Below are 18117 nucleotides of genomic sequence, written 5' to 3' on the forward strand. Positions count from 1 at the left end.
GGTGGCAATGACGGCTATGGTAACGCCGACGCACGTGGCTGCCAGCCGTCGCCGGTAAATAAGCGCAAGTTTGTGCAAGCGGGCGCGAGGTGAGCTGAGCAGACTGCAGGCATTGCTCAGGAGCACTGCCATGAACCTCTCGTTGTACCTGCTTACCGTGCTGATCTGGGGCACCACCTGGATCGCCATCAAGCTGCAAGTCGGCAGCGTTGCCATCGCGCTGTCCATCGCCTATCGCTTCGGCCTGGCGGCGCTGGTGCTGTTTGCCGTGCTGCTGCTCAGCCGTCGCCTGCAACCGCTTAACCGCCGCGCGCAATGGCTGTGTCTGGCCCAGGGCTTGTGCCTGTTCTGCGTGAACTTCATGTGCTTCTACACCGCCAGTCAGTGGATTCCGAGCGGGCTGATTGCCGTGGTGTTTTCCACCGCCACGCTGTGGAACGCCATTAACGCGCGGGTGTTTTTCGGCCAGCGCATCGCCCTCAACGTCATGACCGGCGGGGCGCTCGGCCTGGCCGGGCTGGCGCTTCTGTTCTGGCCGGAAATGGCCGGCCATGAAGCCAGCCGCGAAACCCTGATCGGCCTGGCATTGGCGCTGTTCGGCACGCTGTGTTTTTCCGCCGGCAACATGCTCTCCAGCCTGCAACAAAAAGCCGGCTTCAAACCGCTGACCACCAATGCCTGGGGCATGCTCTATGGCGCGCTGATTCTGAGCGGCTATTGCCTGGTAACCGGCACGCCGTTGAGTTTTGACGCGAGCGCGCAGTACGTGTGGTCGCTGCTGTACCTGGCGATTCCGGGTTCGGTGATTGGCTTTACCGCGTACCTGACCCTGGTCGGGCGCATGGGGCCGGACCGGGCGGCGTATTGCACGGTGCTGTTTCCGGTGGTGGCGCTGAACATCTCGGCGTTTGTCGAGGGTTACCAATGGAGCGCGCCGGCATTGATGGGGCTGGTGCTGGTGATGGTGGGGAATGTGTTGGTGTTCAGGAAGGCGAAGCCGAAACCGCTGAGCAAGGCGGTCCTGGCGCCGTGACCGCCGTCGTAGGAGCTAGCTTGCTAGCGAAGCTCTTTAAAAGCTTCGCTAGCAAGCTAGCTCCTACAGCCGCCCTTTAGCGGGCAGGGCTAACCGGCCATTGACCCAATTCTGACCCACGGGTTTAATTCCCGCTCTTCCAACGGAGCACGCCCGTGTTAACCCATCTCGACTCCCAAGGCCGCGCCAATATGGTCGACGTCACCGACAAAGCGGTGACCTTCCGTGAAGCCGTGGCCGAAGCTTACGTGCGCATGCAGCCGCAGACGCTGCAATTGATTCAGTCTGGCGGCCACCCAAAAGGCGACGTGTTTGCCGTCGCGCGCATTGCCGGTATTCAAGCGGCGAAGAAAACCAGCGACCTCATTCCCTTGTGCCACCCGCTGATGCTCACTGGCGTCAAAGTCGAGCTGAACGCCGAGGGCGAAGACCGCGTGCGCATTCAGGCACGGTGCAAATTGTCCGGCCAGACTGGCGTGGAAATGGAAGCCCTGACTGCCGCCAGCGTTGCTGCACTGACGCTGTATGACATGTGCAAGGCCGTAGATCGCGGCATGGTGATCGAGTCGGTGCGCCTGCTGGAAAAGCTCGGCGGCAAGAGCGGCCATTTCAAGGCCGACGAGGTGCAGTGATGATCCGCGTGCAGTATTTCGCCCGTTACCGCGAGGCCGTCGGCATCGACGCCGAGCAAATCAACGACACCAGCGCGTTCGCTACCCTCGACGCCCTGCGCCTGCACCTGCTGGCCCGTGGCGGCGTATGGCAGGTGCTCGGCGAGCAGAACCTGATGTGCGCCCGCAACCAGGAACTCTGCAGCCTCGGCGAGCCCTTGGCAGACGGCGATGAAGTGGCCTTTTTCCCCACCGTGACCGGAGGCTGACATGGCCATTCGCGTACAAGCTGCCGCCTTCGACCCAGGCCTGGAACTCAACGCCATGCACGCCGCCAACGCCGGCGTGGGTGCGGTGGTGAGCTTTGTTGGCTACGTACGCGACTTCAACGACGGCCGTGATGTGTCGGGCATGTTCCTTGAACACTTTCCCGGCATGACCGAAAAGGCCCTCGGCAAAATCGCCGACGAAGCGGGCCAGCGCTGGCCGCTGCTGAAGGTTGAGGTGCTGCACCGCATCGGCCGACTGGAGCCGGGCGAGCCCATCGTATTTGTCGCCACCAGCAGCGCCCATCGCCAAGCCGCGTTTGATGCCTGCGCCTTCATCATGGACTACCTGAAAACCCGCGCGCCGTTCTGGAAACAGGAAGACACCCCCGAAGGGCCGCGTTGGGTTGAAGGCAAGTGCAGTGACAAGGATGCGGCGCAGCGGTGGGAAAAGTAGGGGTAAAAGCATCGCCCGCCCACGGTCTGTAGGAGCGGCTTTAGCCGCGATGCTTTTTTCACCATCCTCCCGCCCGCGACGGTCTGACGTTCGGGGGCTAGGCTCGCCCAGGCGTGTGTATTTTCCTGACAAATACTGGATCCCCGCGTGCGCGAGGATGACGGAGGTTTTGTTGGAATATTTCCGTCAATCATAAAAAAGCCCGTCACAGAGACGGGCTTTTTCGTAAAACCACCAGCGCTTTAATGCTTACGCGGCACCGGGGTCAGCAACTCGGTCGGCGGCGTCTCGCAGTTGATCTTGCGGCCCAGCAATTCTTCAATCGCCGGCAACTGGTACGAGTCGTCTTCCCCGGCAAAGCTGATCGACACGCCACTGGCGCCCGCGCGGCCGGTGCGGCCGATGCGGTGTACGTAGTCGTCCGGCATTTCCGGCAGGGTGAAGTTGATGACGTGGCTGATGCCGTCGATGTGAATGCCGCGACCGGCCACATCGGTGGCGACCATCACGCGAATCTTGCCTTCGCGGAAGCCTTCCAGGGTTTTGATGCGTTTGTGCTGCGGCACGTCGCCAGACATTTGCGCGGCGCTCACGCCGTCACGCAGCAGACGCTCTTCAATGCGGCGTACTTCGTCTTTGCGGTTGGCAAACACCATCACCCGCTCCCAGTTGTTCTGGGTGATGAGGTTGTACAGCAGCTTGTATTTGTCGCTGCCGGCGACGGCGTAGATGTGTTGCTCCACGGTGTCGCTGGCGACGTTTTCCGGCTCGATTTCAACAATGGCCGGGGTGGTGGTCCATTGCTTGGCGAGGTTCATCACGTCTTCGGTGAAGGTCGCGGAGAACAGCAGCGTCTGGCGTTCGTTCTTCGGCGGCGTCTGGCGAATGATCTGCCGAACCTGGGGAATAAAGCCCATGTCGAGCATGCGGTCGGCTTCGTCCAGCACCATCACTTCGACCATATCCAGGTGCACTTCACCGCGTTGGGCGAAGTCCAGCAGGCGGCCCGGCGTGGCCACCAGAATGTCGCAGTAACGCGATTCAAGCTGCTTGAGCTGCTTGTCGAAATCCATGCCACCGACAAACGACATCACGTTCAGGCCGGTGTACTTGGTCAGCGCCACGGCGTCTTTGGCGATTTGCACCACCAGTTCACGCGTCGGGGCGATGATCAGCGCACGCGGCTCGCCCATGTAGCGCTCTTTCGGCGCCGGGGTTTGCTGCAGCTGGGTGATGATCGAAATCAGAAACGCGGCGGTTTTGCCGGTGCCGGTTTGTGCGCGACCGATGGCGTCTTGGCCTTTGAGCGTGTAACCAAGCACTTCGGCCTGAATCGGCGTGCAGTACGGGAAGCCCAGGTCATGGATAGCGTGCATCAGCTCGGGCGACAGGGCGAAGTCGTGGAAGCGGGTTTTGCCGGCTTGCGGCTCTACGGCGAAGTCTTCCAGGGTCCAGGTGCTGACAACCGGCGCAGGACGGGCGCGGCGTGGTTTTTCAGTTGGCGTAGCGGGCGCGCTAGGCGCTGGAGCGGCATCGGTGCGCTCGGTTTTCGCTGCGCGTGGCGGCCGCGGCTGGCTGGTGTTGGCCTGGCGGGGGCTGTCTACGGCAGGAGAGGGCGCGGAAGAGGGGGCGGCAGGAACAGACGTCGGCTGCTCGCCTTCGCCTTTGCCAAACATTTTCTTGAGTGCTTTGAGCACGGGAATCTCTTCAATTGGTTAAGGAATGAACGCCCGCCAGTGTAAAGCAATAAGCCGGTGCGGCGAAATGTTGCACGCAACCGGCTAAATACCTGCTAGCGACAGACGCTCAGCCCATTCACCTCACGCCTCTGGCAGCGTTTGCAGCAACAGGCGCTGCACGTTGCCGCCCATGATTGCGGCCACGTCGTCGGCGCTGAAGCCAGCCTTGAGCAGGCCCTCGGTCAGTTGTGCCAGGCCGGTGCTGTCGAACGGGGCATGAATGGTGCCGTTGAAGTCCGAACCCAAGGCCACGTGCTCCACGCCTACTTTGTCTGCGGTGTAGCGAATGGCTTTGACGATGGCCGGCACGCTGGTTTCGCATACCGCCGTTTCCCAGAAACCGATGCCAATCACGCCGCCCGTGGCGGCAATTTTCTGAATGTGGGCGTCGCTAAGGTTGCGCGTGCCGGGGCAGGTGCCTTCGACGCCCGTGTGTGAGACCAGCACCGGGCGGGTGGCCATGGCCAGTACGTCATCGATCAATGGGCGCGAGGCGTGGGCCAGGTCGATAAGCATGCCTTTCTGCTCCAGGCGCGTAATCACCTGACGGCCCAGCGGGGTGAGGCCGCCTTTGTCCCACCCATGGGCTGACCCGCCCACTTCATTGTCGAAAAAGTGCGTGAGGCCGGCGATGCGGAAGTCGGCGTCGTACAGGCGGTCGACGTTTTCCAGTTTGCCTTCGATCACCTGCAAGCCCTCGGTGGCCATGATGCCGGCGACGCGGTGCGGGTCTTTTTTCCAGGCATCTATAAAGGAAGCGAGGCCGCTGCGGGTTCTGATCACCACCAACTTGCCTTCGCTGCCGGCCGCCGCTTCGTTGAGTTTCTGGCTTTGGTACAGCGCGCGCTGCAGCAGGCTTTTCCAAGTGGCGGTCGGCCAACGCTGGGCCATGACCAGCAAGGTGATGTCGTCGCTGTCGCTGCCGTTCTTTTCGTAATTAAGGTTGTGCGGGGTTTTAGTGACGGTGGAAAACACCTGCAAGGCCACGCCGCCTTCGATCAGGCGCGGCAGGTCGGAATGGCCGTAGCTCACGCGCTTGAGCAGGTCGCGCTGCCACAGCAACTCGTCGTTGTGCAGGTCGGCGATAAACAGGGTTTTGTGCAGGGTTTCGGCTTGTTCGTTGGCGGGGTAGGGCGCCGGGTTTTCCACGCTGTTGAGCGTGCGGTCCAGGTACGTTGGCAGGCTGAAGAAAACCCCCAAACCAATGACCAGCAGAACCAGTACCACAATCGATAATTTGCGCATGGGGTGCTTCCGAGCTTTGTAATTGTGGGCGCGACTCTAGCAAATCGCGCAGAAGGCGTGGGGCTGGCCCCTGTCCCCTAAACGCAGCGGCGCGGCACAAATTTAGCGGGCGACGGCAAACAGGCTCCCTCTCCCGCGAGCGGCAGAGGGTTGGGGTGAGGGCCAGCCGTTACGCGACCTTCGGCATTCGTCGGAAACCCAACCAGCGTCATAAGCCTGGAGTAGAATCCGCCGCCGTAGCGCCCCGAATCCGGTCGGCGCACGGTTAGCCAGGGCCTTTCGAAGTGGCCCTGAAGGTGAGGTTGTTGATGTCGCTGCAAACGCTGTTTTCCCTCGCGTTGTCCCATCCCGCTCAATCCATCAATGCGCTGGCCCTGTTCTTCGCCGTCGCCGGCAGCTGGCTGTTGATCGCCACCCACATTCGCCAGCGCCGTGCGGTGAGTGGTCTGGTAACCGAGGCGGACATTGCTGAAACCGCCGAACTCGCCGCGCTGGATATCTCTACCCAGCAGCTCAATCGTTTTTTCACCAGCTTTGGTTACGCGTGCTTGGGCGTTGCGCTGGCGGTGTCGTGGTTTAGCACCCAGGTTTGATTGAACCCCACGAACAAAAAAGGCGGCACCCGAATAACCGGGGCCGCCTTTTTTATTGCCTGCCTGAACCTACAACGGCAACCCAGCCTTGATGCGGTACTGATTGCGCACTGGCGTTGCGTATTGCACCACCAAGTAAGGCCGCTGCTCGGCAGGGCAGCTGTCCAGGCGCTTTTGCCACTCGGTTTGCGCCGCCGCCAATTCTTCGGCTGGAAACAACTCGGTGGCATCCGGCACCTGCAACGTCGGGTCGCGGTCTGCCCACTGCGCATACGCCAGGTAGTGCGCGGGGAACAGGCGGTAGCCGCTGAGAATCTGCCGGTCCATTTCCACCGCCAACTGCTTGGCGTCCTCGAAGCCTTCGGTTACCGGCGGCGCGAAGTTCAGATGCACGCGGCCTTTGTAGCCGGTGATGCCCAGGCCGATGCTCTTGTCGTCTTCCCCGGCCGCTTTTTCGTACGTGCCGGTGCTGGCGCGGATATACAGCTCGCGGGCCTTGGCTTGGTCGCACGGGTCGTATTCGTAGCTGATGGAAACCGGCACCAGGTTCAGCCCGCCAATCACTTGGGCAAACGGCTCGTCTTTGCGGCTCATGTGGAACATCTTGAGAATCGCCGAATCGGTACGGTCGTCGCCGTCTTTGGCGCGGCCTTCGGCTTGGGCGATCCAGATGGACTCACCGTCGTTGCGAATCGAATGATTGATGTACGCCGACAACAGCTGAAACGCCGCCAATTTCTCGCGGCGCCCGGTAAGCGAACGGTGCACGATAAAGCTCTTGTTCAAGCGCATCAGGTCGCTGACAAACGGCTTTTGCAGCAGATTGTCGCCAATGGCGATGCGCGGTGTCGGCAGGCCGGCGTGGTACACGGCGTAATTGACGAAAGCCGGGTCCATCACGATGTCGCGGTGGTTGGCCAGAAACAGGTACGCATTGCCGGCCTTCAGGTGTTCCAGGCCGCTGTACGTCACGCCGTCGGTGGCGTGCTCGATGCTGCGGTCCACATACACTTCAACCTTGTCTTGCAAGGTGGCCACCGAATTGATCGAGGCAAACTGCGAGCGCAGGCGGTGGGCGATCAGTGGCTTGAGCAGCCAGGAAAAGTGGCGAGACAAACGCGGAAAACGGAAGTGGGTAATGATCTGCAAAAACGCAGGGTCTGCCAGTAGGCGCGCCAAAACGGCAGGGACCTCGGCGTCAGCGTACGGTCGGATGGCATCGAATTCGCCCATCATGCTCTCTTGTTCTGCGGGTGGAATGGCACTGTGGGTGCGTGGTCAGCAATAGACCGGCGATTATACAGACAAGTCACAGCGCAGCTTGCGCCTTAATAATTAGGCGAAACGGCGGCGTCTGGAGTCTTATGGTTAACACCTCAACCTGAGAGGCTTTGCCCATGCTCGAAACCCAGTTCTACGATTGCCCGTACTGCGGCGAACCCGCCGAAGCGGTGCTTGATCTATCCGGCGGTGATCAGCAGTACATTGAAGATTGCCCGGTGTGCTGCCGGCCGATTGTGTTTGATCTGCGTACCGATGGTGATGACTGGGAGTTGGATGTTCGCGCGGAGAACGACTGATGCAACGCATATATGAGCCACAAGATTTACTCGAGGCCGAATTGCTCACGCGCATGTTGGCCAGCGAGGGCGTTGAAGCCCACGTCACCGGCGGCCACCTGCTCGGCGCCGCTGGTGAGCTGCCGGCGTTGGGTTTGCTCGGTTTGATGGTGGCCAATCAGCAGGCCGAGCACGCGCGCAGCTTGATCGCCGCGTACAATGCCGCGCTGCCGCTGCCGGGCGACGAACCGCCCGAAGACCCGCACGGCGTGCTGCTCTGTTGATCCCTTCTTTTATGTGAGCCCGTTGCCTGATGTGTGGACGCTACGCCCTGTTTCGCTGGACGCCCGCGCTGGCGGCAACCCCTGGTTTTCCTGCCGCGCAGCAGCCGGGCTGGAACATCGCTCCAGCCAGCCAGGTGTTGATGCTGCGTCAGGTGGAAGGCGAGCGCCACGCGGCACTGGCGCGCTGGGGGCTGACGCCGCCATGGCTCACTGACCTGTCAAAAACCCCCGCCCACGCTCGCGCCGAAACCCTGGTGGAACAACCGATGTTCCGCGACGCCTTTCGCCTGCGTCGCGCTCTGCTGCCGGCCAATGGTTTTTACGAATGGCGCGGCACGGTGCGCAAGCGGCCTTACTGGATTACCCGTGAAGAATCGCCGCTTTATTTCGCAGCGGTGTGGGAGGCGTTTCCGGTGGAGGGGCACACGTACCTGAGCGTGGCGGTGGTCACTCAACCGGCGAATGGCTTGCGCCGACCGCTGATTCTGGATGCCCGAGGCCAGGACGTCTGGCTGGCCGACGATGCGCCACTGCCGGCGCTGCAGGAATTGTTATGCCAGCCCAACCCGGTTTTGCGCGAGCGGGCGCTGGCGCACTTTGTGAACGACCCGAAACTCAATGCGCCGGAATGCCTGACACCGGCTTAAGGCTGCTCGGGGAACAGGTTTTTGTCGCTGAACTGCGCGAGCAAATGGTCGAACACCAGCCGCACCCGAGGCGACACCGGCCCCCGCTGCGGGCGGTAGATAAACAAATCCCACGGGCTCGGCGCCAGCGCATCCAGCACGCTGACCAGCGCCCCGCTGCGCAGATGCGGCACGGCTAGATAACTGGGTATTTGTGCATAGGCCAGGCCGGCCAACACCACTTCCAACTCTGCCTCAGGGTCGTCGCTGATAAACGCGGCCGGCTCGGGAAACAGCTGCTCGTTATTGGCAAACAGCCACGGCCACGGCCTGCCGCTGCGGCGGTCGATCAGCGCGCTCAGCGGTTGTTGTTGCAACTGCGAAAGGGTCAGCGGTTCGCCGCCAATGGCCAACAGCGCTGGGCTGGCGACCACATGCAGCGGCACTTTCGCCATAGGCCGGGCAATGTAACGACGGTCGCGGATCATCCCGACGCGAATGCCGATATCGATTTGCCCGGCCACGGCGTCGGTCATTTCGTCCTCCAGGCGCAATTCCACCTGCAACCCAGGATGCTCGCGCAGCAACGGCACCAAGAGTTGCACCAGAAAACGTCGGCCGATGGCGTGGGGCGCGGTAATGCCAACCCGGCCGCTAAGGGCGACCGCCTGGCTGCGGGTGTTGCGTTGAAACAACTCGTCCACGCTTTCCAGTGTTTGCTGCGCCTGCGCGGCCACCCGCTGGCCGAACGCGGTGATCTGCACCTGGCGCGTACTGCGGTGAAACAGAATTTCGCCGAACTGCTGCTCCAACTCCTGAATCGCCCGCGTCACGCTTTGCGGCGAAATGCTCAGGCGCGTGGCCGCCTCGCGAAAGCTGCCGGCCTCGGCGGCGGCGCAAAGAATTTTCAGCAGTTCCATGCGGTTGAGCATTGGCGGGCGCCTTGTTTGATTGTTCCAGAATTAGGAATAGCCAAATCCTATCTATTCCATTTCCAGTTGCAAGCCCGCTCTTCATACTCGCCCTCAACCGGTGCCAACTCCCTGGCCCGACACCCTTGAGGATTGCAGCATGAGCGCGAACATTTCTGGAAAAGTAGTGGTGATCACCGGCGCAAGCAGCGGTTTGGGTGAAGCGACAGCCCGTCATCTGTCGGCCCTCGGCGCCTCGGTGGTGCTCGGCGCGCGCCGCAAAGACCGGCTCGACACACTGGTCAGCGAGCTGACTGCTGCCGGCGGCAAGGCCGTGGCCTATACCACCGACGTCACCAACCGCGCCGAAGTCGAAGCGCTGCTGCAAGGCGCCGTCGACACCTTTGGCCGGGTAGACGTGCTGATCAACAACGCCGGTTTGATGTCCATCGCACCGATGAGCGAAGTGAAAGTGGACGAGTGGGACCGCATGATCGACATCAACATCAAAGGTCTGCTCTACGGCATCGCCGCCGCCCTGCCACGTTTTCAACAGCAGAACAGCGGCCACTTCATCAACGTCGCTTCGATCGCCGGCCACAAAGTGTTCAGCCCGGGCGGCACCGTATACAGCGGCACCAAATTCGCCGTGCGCGCCATCAGCGACGGCTTGCGCCATGAAGTGGGCGGGGCGATTCGCACCACCGTTATTTCACCTGGCGCCGTCGACACCGAGCTGAAACACGGCAGCTCGCACAAGGCCAGCAGCGACACCGTTAATGAGTTCTACAAAATGGCCATTCCGGCGGACTCGGTCGCGCGGGCAATCGCTTTCGCCATTGAGCAGCCGGCGGATGTGGATGTCAGCGATATTTTGCTGCGCCCCACTGTGCAGGACTTCTGACGATCGACTGCGCGTCGGCCGGCTCTGGCTCGCTCGATCTTGGGTGGTGTGAGGGCAGCGAAGATCAAAAGCATCGAGGCTGAAGCCTCTCCTACAGAGAACGGGTTCCGTTGGGAAAACGGAGTTCTTGTAAGAGAGGCTTTAGCCTCGATTTCCTGCAAACGATGAACATCAACCCTGGCTCGGTTCATCCTTGAAGGGCGCCTCGGGTGGTGTGGAGGCAGCGAAAGTCAAAAGCATCGAGGCTGAAGCCTCTCCTACAGGGAATGGGTTCCGTTGGGAAAACGGAGTTCTTGTAGGAGAGGCTTTAGCCTCGATTTCCTGCAAACGATGAACGTTGACCCTGGCTCGGTCAGTCCTTACGACGCTTGAGCTGGTCCATCAACTGCGTAGGCAAGTTGCGGATGGTCAGGGTGCCTTGTTCTTCGTTGTAGTCGATGTTCGAACCCAGCAAGTGCGCTTCGAAGCTGATGGACAACCCCTCGGCGCGGCCGGTGAAGCGGCGGAATTGGCTGAGGGTGCGTTTGTCGGCGGGAATCTCCGGCGACAAGCCGTAGTCTTTGTTGCGAATGTGGTCGTAGAACGCTTTCGGCCGTTCTTCGTCCAGCAGGCCCGACAATTCCTGCAGCGTCATCGGCTCGCCGATTTTGGCTTGGCTGGTGGCGTAGTCGACCAGGGTATCGGTCTTAGCGCGCGCCTGTTCTTCGGGCAGGTCTTCGCTTTCCACGAAGTCGCTGAACGCCTTGAGCAGCGTGCGGGTTTCGCTCGGCGAGTCGACGCCTTCCTGGCAGCCGATAAAGTCGCGGAAGTACTCCGACACTTTCTTGCCGTTCTTGCCTTTGATAAACGAGATGTACTGCTTGGACTGTTTGTTGTTCTGCCATTCCGACAGGTTGATGCGCGCCGCCAGGTGCAGTTGGCCGAGGTCCAGGTGCTTGGCGGGGGTCACATCCAACGCGGCGTTTACCGCCACGCCTTCACTGTGGTGGAGCAGGGCGATGGCCAGGTAATCGGTCATGCCTTGCTGATAGTGAGCAAACAACACGTGGCCGCCGGTGGAGAGGTTCGACTCCTCCATCAGCTTTTGCAGGTGCTCCACGGCCTGACGGCTGAAGGCGGTGAAATCCTGATTGCCCGCCTGGTACTCCTGCAACCAGCCACTGAACGGAAACGCCCCCGACTCCGCTTGGAAAAACCCCCACGCTTTGCCTTGCTTGGCGTTATAGCTTTCGTTGAGGTCGGCCAGCATGTTCTCGATGGCTTGCGACTCGGCCAACTCGCTGTCGCGGGCATGGAGCACGGCGGGCGTGCCGTCGGGTTTCTTTTCGATCAGGTGGACGATGCAGTGGCGAATGGGCATGGGATTACCTTTGAAGCGAATTCGGGTAGCAGCGCAGAAGCCGCCAGAATTGCTCTGGCCAGACCCGCGTGCACGTGGCGCGAAGTGTACCTGAGCTAGTGCGCCGAAGGGCACGGCGGCGAGCTTGTGGACGGTCATCCTGACTGGCTAAAGTAGCGGCTTTATTGCTGACCACGGACGGTGTCGATGCATTCTTCAAGCACTTTTGCGCCCCAGATGGAGAGCGCTGCAACCGCGCAAAACCTTGCTCACATCGAAGCGATGGTGGAGCGAGGCCTGTTTGCTCAGGCTCACAGCCTGGCGCAATCGCTGGGTGACTACCGCCAGTGGCGCGGCCCGGTTGCCATGGCGCTGGCGTCGCGGTTGGTCAACCAACTGAGCGTACCGCGTCTGGCCGATGTGCTGGCCTACCTTGGCTACAAACGCTATCCGCTGGCACCCGAGTCGCGGCTGCGCTATGCCCATTTTCTGCTGGCACGGCGAGGGCCGTATCGGGCCTGGCAGTTTATGCGCCAGCTCGCCGAGTGGTGGCCCGAACACGCCACGCACCGTGCCGAGTGGCTCGCGTTTCAATCACGGGTCTATGCCCAGCTTCGCGACTTCTCCCGCAGCGCCGAGTTGCACGCCCAGGTCCAAGCCTGTGCGGTGGACGATCCGTGGCTGGACGTACAGCGCAGCTATAGCCTAGAGCGCGAAGATCGTTTTCACGAAGCGCTGGAACTCTGCGAAGCGGCGTTGTTGCGCCATCCCGACCATCACCATGCGCTGTTGCAGGCGGCCGATTTGCAGTTTCAGCTGAACCAGGACGAACAGGCCCTGGCTCGCCTGCGGGCGGCTGCAGCGCGCATGGAAAGTTCGGCGATGTGCGGGCAACTGGCCGAACAATTGCTGGAGCGTCAGCACCTGGATGAAGCGTGGGAGTGGTTTGACCGCTCCCAGCAATGGGCGCTGTTGGCCGATAAAAACGGGGGGCACTGGTACGCCGGTCGGCGCTGCGACATCGCCTGTCTTCGCGGCGACTACGAAGCGGCTGCGGGCTACGCCGAAGCGGCCGGCGGCGGCTTCTATCAGGCGATACGCGAACGCCTGGCCGCGCCGCAGGGGCAGCGAAAGGTGCTGCCGGTCACGTTTATTCGTCAACACCACATGACCTGCGCGCCGGCCACGTTGACCGCGCTGTCGGGCTACTGGGGCCGCGCCGTGTCGCACCTCGACGTTGCAGAGGCTATTTGCTACGACGGCACCAGCCATTTAGCTGAGCGCACCTGGGCGCAGAACAACCAGTGGCTGACCGTGGAATTCACCGTCGACTGGCCGACCAGCGTGGCGCTAATTGACCGCGGCGTGCCCTTCACGCTCACCGTTCAGTACACCGGCAGCGGGCACCTTCAGGCCGTGGTGGGCTACGACGAACCGCGCGGCTCGCTGCTGATTCGTGATCCGGCGCAGTCACAATTCGCCGAGTACCTGGCCGAGCCGCTGTTTATCAATCAGGCCGTGGCGGGGCCGCGCGGCATGTTGATGCTGCCGATGGACGAAGCGGCGCGAATCGACGGCGTGCACCTGCCCGACCGCGAGCTATGGGACATCTATTACCGGTTCAACGCCGCCTTGCAAAACCACCAGCGTGCCGACGCGGTGGCGTGCGTCGACGAGCTGCTGGCCTCTGCCCCGGACCATCGCTTGACCTTGCAGGCCCAGCGCGCGCTGTACGGCTACGACGGTCGCGAGCAGCAAACCCTGGAGGCGGTGGAAAAGCTGCTGGAGCGTTTCCCCACCGACTCCAACCTGATTTTGTCGAAAACGTCGTCCCTGACAGTGCTACAGCCGCGCGATGTGCAACTGGCGTGGTTGCAATCACACGGCCAGGAACGCTGGAGCGATCCGCTGATTACGCTGCGCTACGCCGACTTGCTGAGCGCGGACGAGCGCATGAACGCGCAGGTGCAACTGCTGGTGGAGCGCGCGTTGCGCCAATCGCCTTTCGAGCCGCACGGCTGGCGAATACTGGCCGGTCAACGCTGGAGCGAAGGGCTGCGCGAGCAAGCGTGCGAGTTGTACCGCATTGCCAGTTGCCTAAACGGCACCCTGGAAAGCTTCGCCGGCGAATACTTCCGTGCCATGCGCTGCGTCGGGCGGGTGGATGAAGGCCTGCTGTTTCTACGTCAGCGTCAGGCGCGGCTGGGGCGACTGGACGCAGGCCCGAGCCTGACCCTCAGCGAGTTCCTCGAAGAACTGGAAATGAACCACGAAGCCCGCGCCGCCCTGGAGCAGGCGCAGCAATGGCGACCGCAAGACGCCGATGTGCTGCTGAGTCTGGCGAGCTTTTGCAGCCGCCACGGCGACCATGAGCAGGCGCTGGCCTGGCTGCAGCAGGCCGAACCCTACAGCCGCCGCAGCAGTTGGTTGCGCGCCTCGGTACTGTGCAGCCAGCGCAGCAATGGTGATCTCAACCAGGCACTGGTCTGGTGTCAGGAAGCGGCTGCACTGGAACCGCTGAATATGGTGTCGCACCGCATGCTGGTGCGCCTGTTGGTGCTTACGGAAGGCGATGAAGCGGCGGACGCTTATGTTCAAGGGCTGATAGCCGAGCACCCGCACCATTACGGCATCGCCGAATTACATGTGCAGCGCGCTCAGCGTATTTCCCTTTCTCACGCCGAGGCAGCGTTGCGGCGCTTGCTTGAGCACCACCCGCAAGACGCCTGGGCATTGCGCGAACTGGCTGTTGTGCTAACCCGCCAGGGCCGACCTGACGAGGCATTGACCCTGTGCGAGCTTGCGAAGCGCTTCAACTCCAACACGCCCGCGCTCTACCAAACCCTGGCCTATGTGCTGCTGCAACATGGCCAGCGCGAGCAAGCGCGCGACGCACTGCGCACCGCTCTGCGTCTGAGCGTCGACAGCGACTACGCCATCGGTGTGCTGCTCGACACCCGCGACAGCCGAGAAGAAGCCCAGCAAGACCTGGCGTTTATTCACAGTGAACTGGCGCGCCAGATTACCTTCGGTGCCGGCTGGATGGCTTACGCCGAGCAGGCGCAAGGCCTGATTGAGCCGGAACAACTACTCGAACAATTGAGCGACGCGTTGCACCACCGCTCCGATCTCTGGCAGCTGTGGGTGGTGTTGGCGCGCCAACATGGGCGCATGGGCCAGCCGGAAAAAGCCGGCAGCGTGTTGCAAAGTGCCATCGAGCGCTTCCCGTTCCTGCCCCGTTTGTCACTGGAAAAAGCCGACCTGCAAAAACAACAGGGTCAGCTCGAAGACAGCCTCGTCACCTTGCGTGAAAGTTTCCGCATCAGTCCCCATTGGACGGCCACCGTCAGCCTTTACGTGGATTGCCTGCTGGAGCTGGGCGGGCGGTTGCCGGAGGCCGAAACCCTGCTGCGCGATGTGCTCAAACGCGAGCCTGACGACAGCGAGCTGCGCGCCTACCTGGCCTATGTGCTGGGCGAGCAGGAAATTTATGTGTACGCCGCCGATGAGGCCGAACGCGTGTTACGCGACGAACCCGGCAACGGCTGGGCCTGGAACCAATTGCGCCGTTACTGCGAAGCGCTGAAGGAACCCCAGCGGCCACTGCAACTGGCGCAGGAGTTGGTTCAGCGGCGCAGTGCCGACGTTGACGCCTGGTTGGCCCTGGCGATTCTTGAAGCAGACGCTGAAGCCAAAGAGCGGGCGCTGCGTGAAGCGCTGCGCTACTCGCCGCGTCATCGCCAGGGCAACGAACGCCTGCTCAACCTGCTGCTGCAAGCCAAACGCTACGACGAGCTGCATGCGCTGCTCGCCGCACCGGTTTGGGGTGGTTCTGTGCCGGTGGAGTTGGCGGTTTTCGGCCCGCGCGCGCTGTATGAAGCGGAGCAGGTAGACACGGCAATTGCCGGTATGCGGCAGCTCGTCGAACTGCACCCAACGTACCGCGACGGCTGGGAAGAGTTAGCCAAGTGGTACGACGCTCAGGAGTGTTATGCCGACTACCTCACCGCGGCTCAGCAGTTAGTGCACATCGAACCCAAGTCGGCTGTCAGCTACGGCTACCTCGGGCACGCATTGTTGGTTAGCGGGCGTGACGAAGAGGCGCTGTCCATGTTTGAAAAGGCCTTCGCGCTGGACCCCGACTACGCATTCGCCGGCTACCGCGAAGTCGACCTGAAATTGAAATTGCGCTCGCCGGTCGAAGCGCTGGAAACGGTGCAGCGCTTGCTACAGTCCTGCCCGTCGCCGGAGGCGTGGACGCTGGGCCTGAAAGTGGCGCGGGCCGCCAACGATTTGCCGTTGAAGGAACGTGCGCTGCTGGCGCTGGCTACGGAGGGTGAGGCGCAAAACGCCTGGAAACAGGCGATGAGCGATTATCCCTGGAAAGACAAAGTGCTCGCCCGCCAGCTTGAGGTGGGCGTCGAACAGGGCACCTTGCACGAGGCGGCGTTCGATACCTGGTTCCGGGCGCAGGAACGCAAATGGGGGCTTGAACCGCTGGTCAAGGCGTTCAAAAAAGCCCTGCGCAACGACCCGAACCATGCGGCGAAAGCCGCCATGCTGACGCTGTTGGCCGACCGGCAGAACTGCAACCGCCAACTGAGCCTGGCGCTGGACGCTGCGCGTCCGGCCATTGCTACGGATGGTGCGCTGTGGGGCACGCTGACCTATGCGCTGATGCGCCACGGTCGCTACGAAACCATGTTCGCCTGGCTAAGCGATTGGCAGCGCGACGACGTGCCGGTGTGGGGCATCGACAACGTGGCCACGGCGCTGCGAATTCGCGGTCGCCACAAGAGCGCCCATGCCGTGTCGTTGCGTTCACACGAACGTGAGCCGGACGGCGTAGACGCCATGGTCTGGCTGGCATTTGATGCCGCAATTGCAGCAGAGCATGATGCGCTGGCCCATTGGCTACAGAGCATCGGCGACGCCACGCTGCGCCCGTACTTCAGCGCGGTGTGGCACCTGCTTAAAGGCTATGCCAAGGCCGTGGAGGGCAACGATAGCCAGTTGGCCGTCTGGTATTTTCGGGCCGGCAAGGCCCTGGCCAAGCGCGAGCGTCATCCGCCGTTCAAACACCTATTGCGGCTGCTGAGCAAACGCCTGGTCAATGGCGCGATGACGCCTTCCTGGCGGCGTCCGGCGCGCTATCTGCAGCTGCGCTTTTAAACGCTGTTGGCCGGCGCGTGTTCGGCAACGAGCGCCCTTCGCCGCTGCAAGGCCTGAAGGCGCTCGATCATGTAGCGCAAATGCATGTGCAGTTCATACAGCTCGTTGGAGTAAGACAGCGGCACTTCCACCCGCGCCAGTTCGTCTTCCAAATGCTCCAGGCGGATGATTTCGGCGCTGAGGTCGCTGGGCAGTTTGCCTTTGTAAAGCAACTGGTCGATTTCGCGCAGGTGTTTGTACCAGCGGTAAATGCGCGCGCGGATGCGCCATTGGTATATCGGGCCGATGGCTTTGAATAACGGGAACAGCAGCACCAGCAGCGGAATCGCCAAGATGATGTAACGGTCGGCCAAGGATGCGATGCGAAACGGCAAGTAGCGTTGCAGAATCGGCAGGCCTTTTTTGTAGTAATAGTCGGCCTCGTCCAACGTGCGCAGCGACAACGGCGGCGGCGCCGGATAGCTGCCCGCCGGGTCGAGCAGGCTGCCGTTTTTCAACACGGTTTTCGCCGCTTCAAGAATCAGCGCAGTGAGCGAGGGGTGGAAGTTTTCGCCGCTCACCAGCGTGGCCATAGGACCGAGGGTGACGATGTCGTGATCGGGCGTGTTTTGCGCCATGTCGAGCATGCCTTCGCCGACTTGCAGCTCGGTCAGGTACGGCAGCCGCGCCAGGTAAGCGGCCGTGCGACGCAGGCTTACCAGTTGCAACGTAGGGTCGGCCGCCAGCCGTTGGATCAGCGCGTTCTCTGCCGGACCGACGAAAAACGCGGCGTCCAGTTCACCGGCAATCAACGCATCCGCCGCCTTGCCGCCGCCCAGCGCCTGCCAGGTGCCGGGGTATTGCGCGGGTTCGATACGGTTGGCGGCAAACAGCGCGGCCGTTACCGCTTGCGTGCCGCTGTCTTGCGCACCGATGGCGACGCGTAGGGTCATCAAGTCGGCGAGGCGGTCGAAGCGGGCGTTCTTGCCCAGAAATAGCCACAGCGGCTCGCGGTACATCACCCCCAGGCCGCTGAGCTTGTTTCGCGCGTCTGTGGCAATGCTGACTTCCTGGCCGCTTTGCACCAGCGCCAGTTCAACTTCACCTTTGGCGAGCCTGTTGAGGTTGTCCTGCGAGCCTTGGCTTTGCACCAGCTCCAAGGTGAAGCCTTGCTTCTCCAACTCGGCTTTAAGTTTTTCTGCGAAGGCGTGATAACCGCCGCCCGCTGCGCCAGTGGCCATGCGCGCATGCATCGGCGGCGGCGGGGCGACGAAATAGAACAAGGCGCCAACCAGCGTTGCCACCACCGGCACAATCCACAGGTTGGTGAGCAGCATGATCTTGAGGTCTCGCAAAATCCTACGCATTGCACATCCTTAGCGGCGCTCGACAGTGGATA

At 62.0% G+C, this 18117-nt stretch carries 16 protein-coding genes; 10 read left to right on the forward strand and 6 right to left on the reverse strand.

Annotated elements, in window-relative coordinates; all coding sequences use genetic code 11:
* The first annotated feature begins 130 nt into the window (after window positions 1-130).
* The 4 genes from ACZZ0Q_RS04695 (at window position 131) to moaE (ending at window position 2367) form a co-directional block, all read left to right on the forward strand.
* Window positions 131-1033 (forward strand): DMT family transporter, encoded by a 903-nt coding sequence (locus ACZZ0Q_RS04695; protein ID WP_463539921.1) that lies wholly within the window; start codon window positions 131-133, stop codon window positions 1031-1033.
* Between the two features lie 155 nt (window positions 1034-1188).
* Window positions 1189-1665: a cyclic pyranopterin monophosphate synthase MoaC gene (gene moaC / locus ACZZ0Q_RS04700; protein ID WP_463539919.1), complete on the forward strand. Its 477-nt coding sequence runs from the start codon at window positions 1189-1191 to the stop codon at window positions 1663-1665.
* Window positions 1665-1913: a MoaD/ThiS family protein gene (locus ACZZ0Q_RS04705; RefSeq protein WP_463539918.1), complete on the forward strand. Its 249-nt coding sequence runs from the start codon at window positions 1665-1667 to the stop codon at window positions 1911-1913. Before moaC ends, ACZZ0Q_RS04705 begins: the two co-directional genes overlap by 1 nt.
* 1 nt (window position 1914) lies before the next feature.
* Entirely contained in the window at window positions 1915-2367 is a 453-nt protein-coding gene (moaE, locus tag ACZZ0Q_RS04710) for a molybdopterin synthase catalytic subunit MoaE (RefSeq protein ID WP_122452522.1), read from the forward strand.
* Window positions 2368-2609: 242 nt separating this feature from the next.
* Here the strand turns inward: moaE and rhlB are convergent, their stop codons facing one another.
* Both rhlB and ACZZ0Q_RS04720 read right to left on the reverse strand, forming a co-directional pair.
* A complete protein-coding gene (gene rhlB / locus ACZZ0Q_RS04715) occupies window positions 2610-4064 on the reverse strand; it encodes an ATP-dependent RNA helicase RhlB (RefSeq protein ID WP_463539917.1) in 1455 nt (484 codons plus the stop codon).
* Window positions 4065-4187: 123 nt separating this feature from the next.
* Window positions 4188-5351 carry a dipeptidase gene (locus ACZZ0Q_RS04720; protein WP_463560327.1) on the reverse strand — a complete coding sequence of 388 codons (1164 nt, stop codon included), beginning with the start codon at window positions 5349-5351 and terminating at the stop codon, window positions 4188-4190.
* A gap of 308 nt (window positions 5352-5659) precedes the next feature.
* On the opposite strand from ACZZ0Q_RS04720, the gene ACZZ0Q_RS04725 reads away from it, so the two are divergent.
* Window positions 5660-5944, forward strand: a complete 285-nt coding sequence (locus tag ACZZ0Q_RS04725; protein ID WP_463383661.1) for a hypothetical protein — start codon at window positions 5660-5662, stop codon at window positions 5942-5944.
* 69 nt (window positions 5945-6013) lie between these two features.
* On the opposite strand, the gene ACZZ0Q_RS04730 is transcribed toward ACZZ0Q_RS04725, so the two are convergent.
* Entirely contained in the window at window positions 6014-7177 is a 1164-nt protein-coding gene (locus tag ACZZ0Q_RS04730) for a 1-acyl-sn-glycerol-3-phosphate acyltransferase (RefSeq protein ID WP_463539916.1), read from the reverse strand.
* 164 nt (window positions 7178-7341) lie between these two features.
* On the opposite strand from ACZZ0Q_RS04730, the gene ACZZ0Q_RS04735 reads away from it, so the two are divergent.
* The 3 genes from ACZZ0Q_RS04735 to ACZZ0Q_RS04745 are packed head-to-tail and all read left to right on the forward strand — an operon-like array spanning window position 7342 to window position 8434.
* Window positions 7342-7524, forward strand: a complete 183-nt coding sequence (locus ACZZ0Q_RS04735; RefSeq protein ID WP_463539915.1) for a CPXCG motif-containing cysteine-rich protein — start codon at window positions 7342-7344, stop codon at window positions 7522-7524.
* Window positions 7524-7787, forward strand: a complete 264-nt coding sequence (locus ACZZ0Q_RS04740; protein WP_122494153.1) for a putative signal transducing protein — start codon at window positions 7524-7526, stop codon at window positions 7785-7787. The genes ACZZ0Q_RS04735 and ACZZ0Q_RS04740 overlap by 1 nt, the downstream gene beginning before the upstream one ends.
* Before the next feature lie 29 nt (window positions 7788-7816).
* The gene (locus tag ACZZ0Q_RS04745; protein ID WP_463560329.1) at window positions 7817-8434 is read left to right on the forward strand and encodes an SOS response-associated peptidase; all 618 of its coding nucleotides are present in this window, start codon (window positions 7817-7819) and stop codon (window positions 8432-8434) included.
* Here the strand turns inward: ACZZ0Q_RS04745 and ACZZ0Q_RS04750 are convergent.
* A complete protein-coding gene (locus ACZZ0Q_RS04750) occupies window positions 8431-9345 on the reverse strand; it encodes a LysR family transcriptional regulator (protein ID WP_463539914.1) in 915 nt (304 codons plus the stop codon). The genes ACZZ0Q_RS04745 and ACZZ0Q_RS04750 overlap by 4 nt on opposite strands.
* Before the next feature lie 139 nt (window positions 9346-9484).
* Between ACZZ0Q_RS04750 and ACZZ0Q_RS04755 the strand changes: the two genes are divergently transcribed.
* A complete protein-coding gene (locus ACZZ0Q_RS04755; protein WP_463539913.1) occupies window positions 9485-10228 on the forward strand; it encodes an SDR family oxidoreductase in 744 nt (247 codons plus the stop codon).
* Window positions 10229-10580: 352 nt separating this feature from the next.
* Here the strand turns inward: ACZZ0Q_RS04755 and yejK are convergent, their stop codons facing one another.
* Entirely contained in the window at window positions 10581-11588 is a 1008-nt protein-coding gene (gene yejK, locus ACZZ0Q_RS04760; RefSeq protein WP_122452532.1) for a nucleoid-associated protein YejK, read from the reverse strand.
* 186 nt (window positions 11589-11774) lie between these two features.
* On the opposite strand from yejK, the gene ACZZ0Q_RS04765 reads away from it, so the two are divergent.
* On the forward strand, window positions 11775-16739 hold the full coding sequence (locus ACZZ0Q_RS04765) for a tetratricopeptide repeat protein (RefSeq protein WP_463539912.1): 4965 nt from the start codon (window positions 11775-11777) through the stop codon (window positions 16737-16739).
* Here the strand turns inward: ACZZ0Q_RS04765 and ACZZ0Q_RS04770 are convergent.
* The gene (locus ACZZ0Q_RS04770) at window positions 16736-18085 is read right to left on the reverse strand and encodes a TAXI family TRAP transporter solute-binding subunit (RefSeq protein ID WP_463539911.1); all 1350 of its coding nucleotides are present in this window, start codon (window positions 18083-18085) and stop codon (window positions 16736-16738) included. The genes ACZZ0Q_RS04765 and ACZZ0Q_RS04770 overlap by 4 nt on opposite strands.
* Window positions 18086-18117 lie beyond the last annotated feature (32 nt).

Source organism: Pseudomonas sp. AC070 (genome assembly GCF_979258635.1).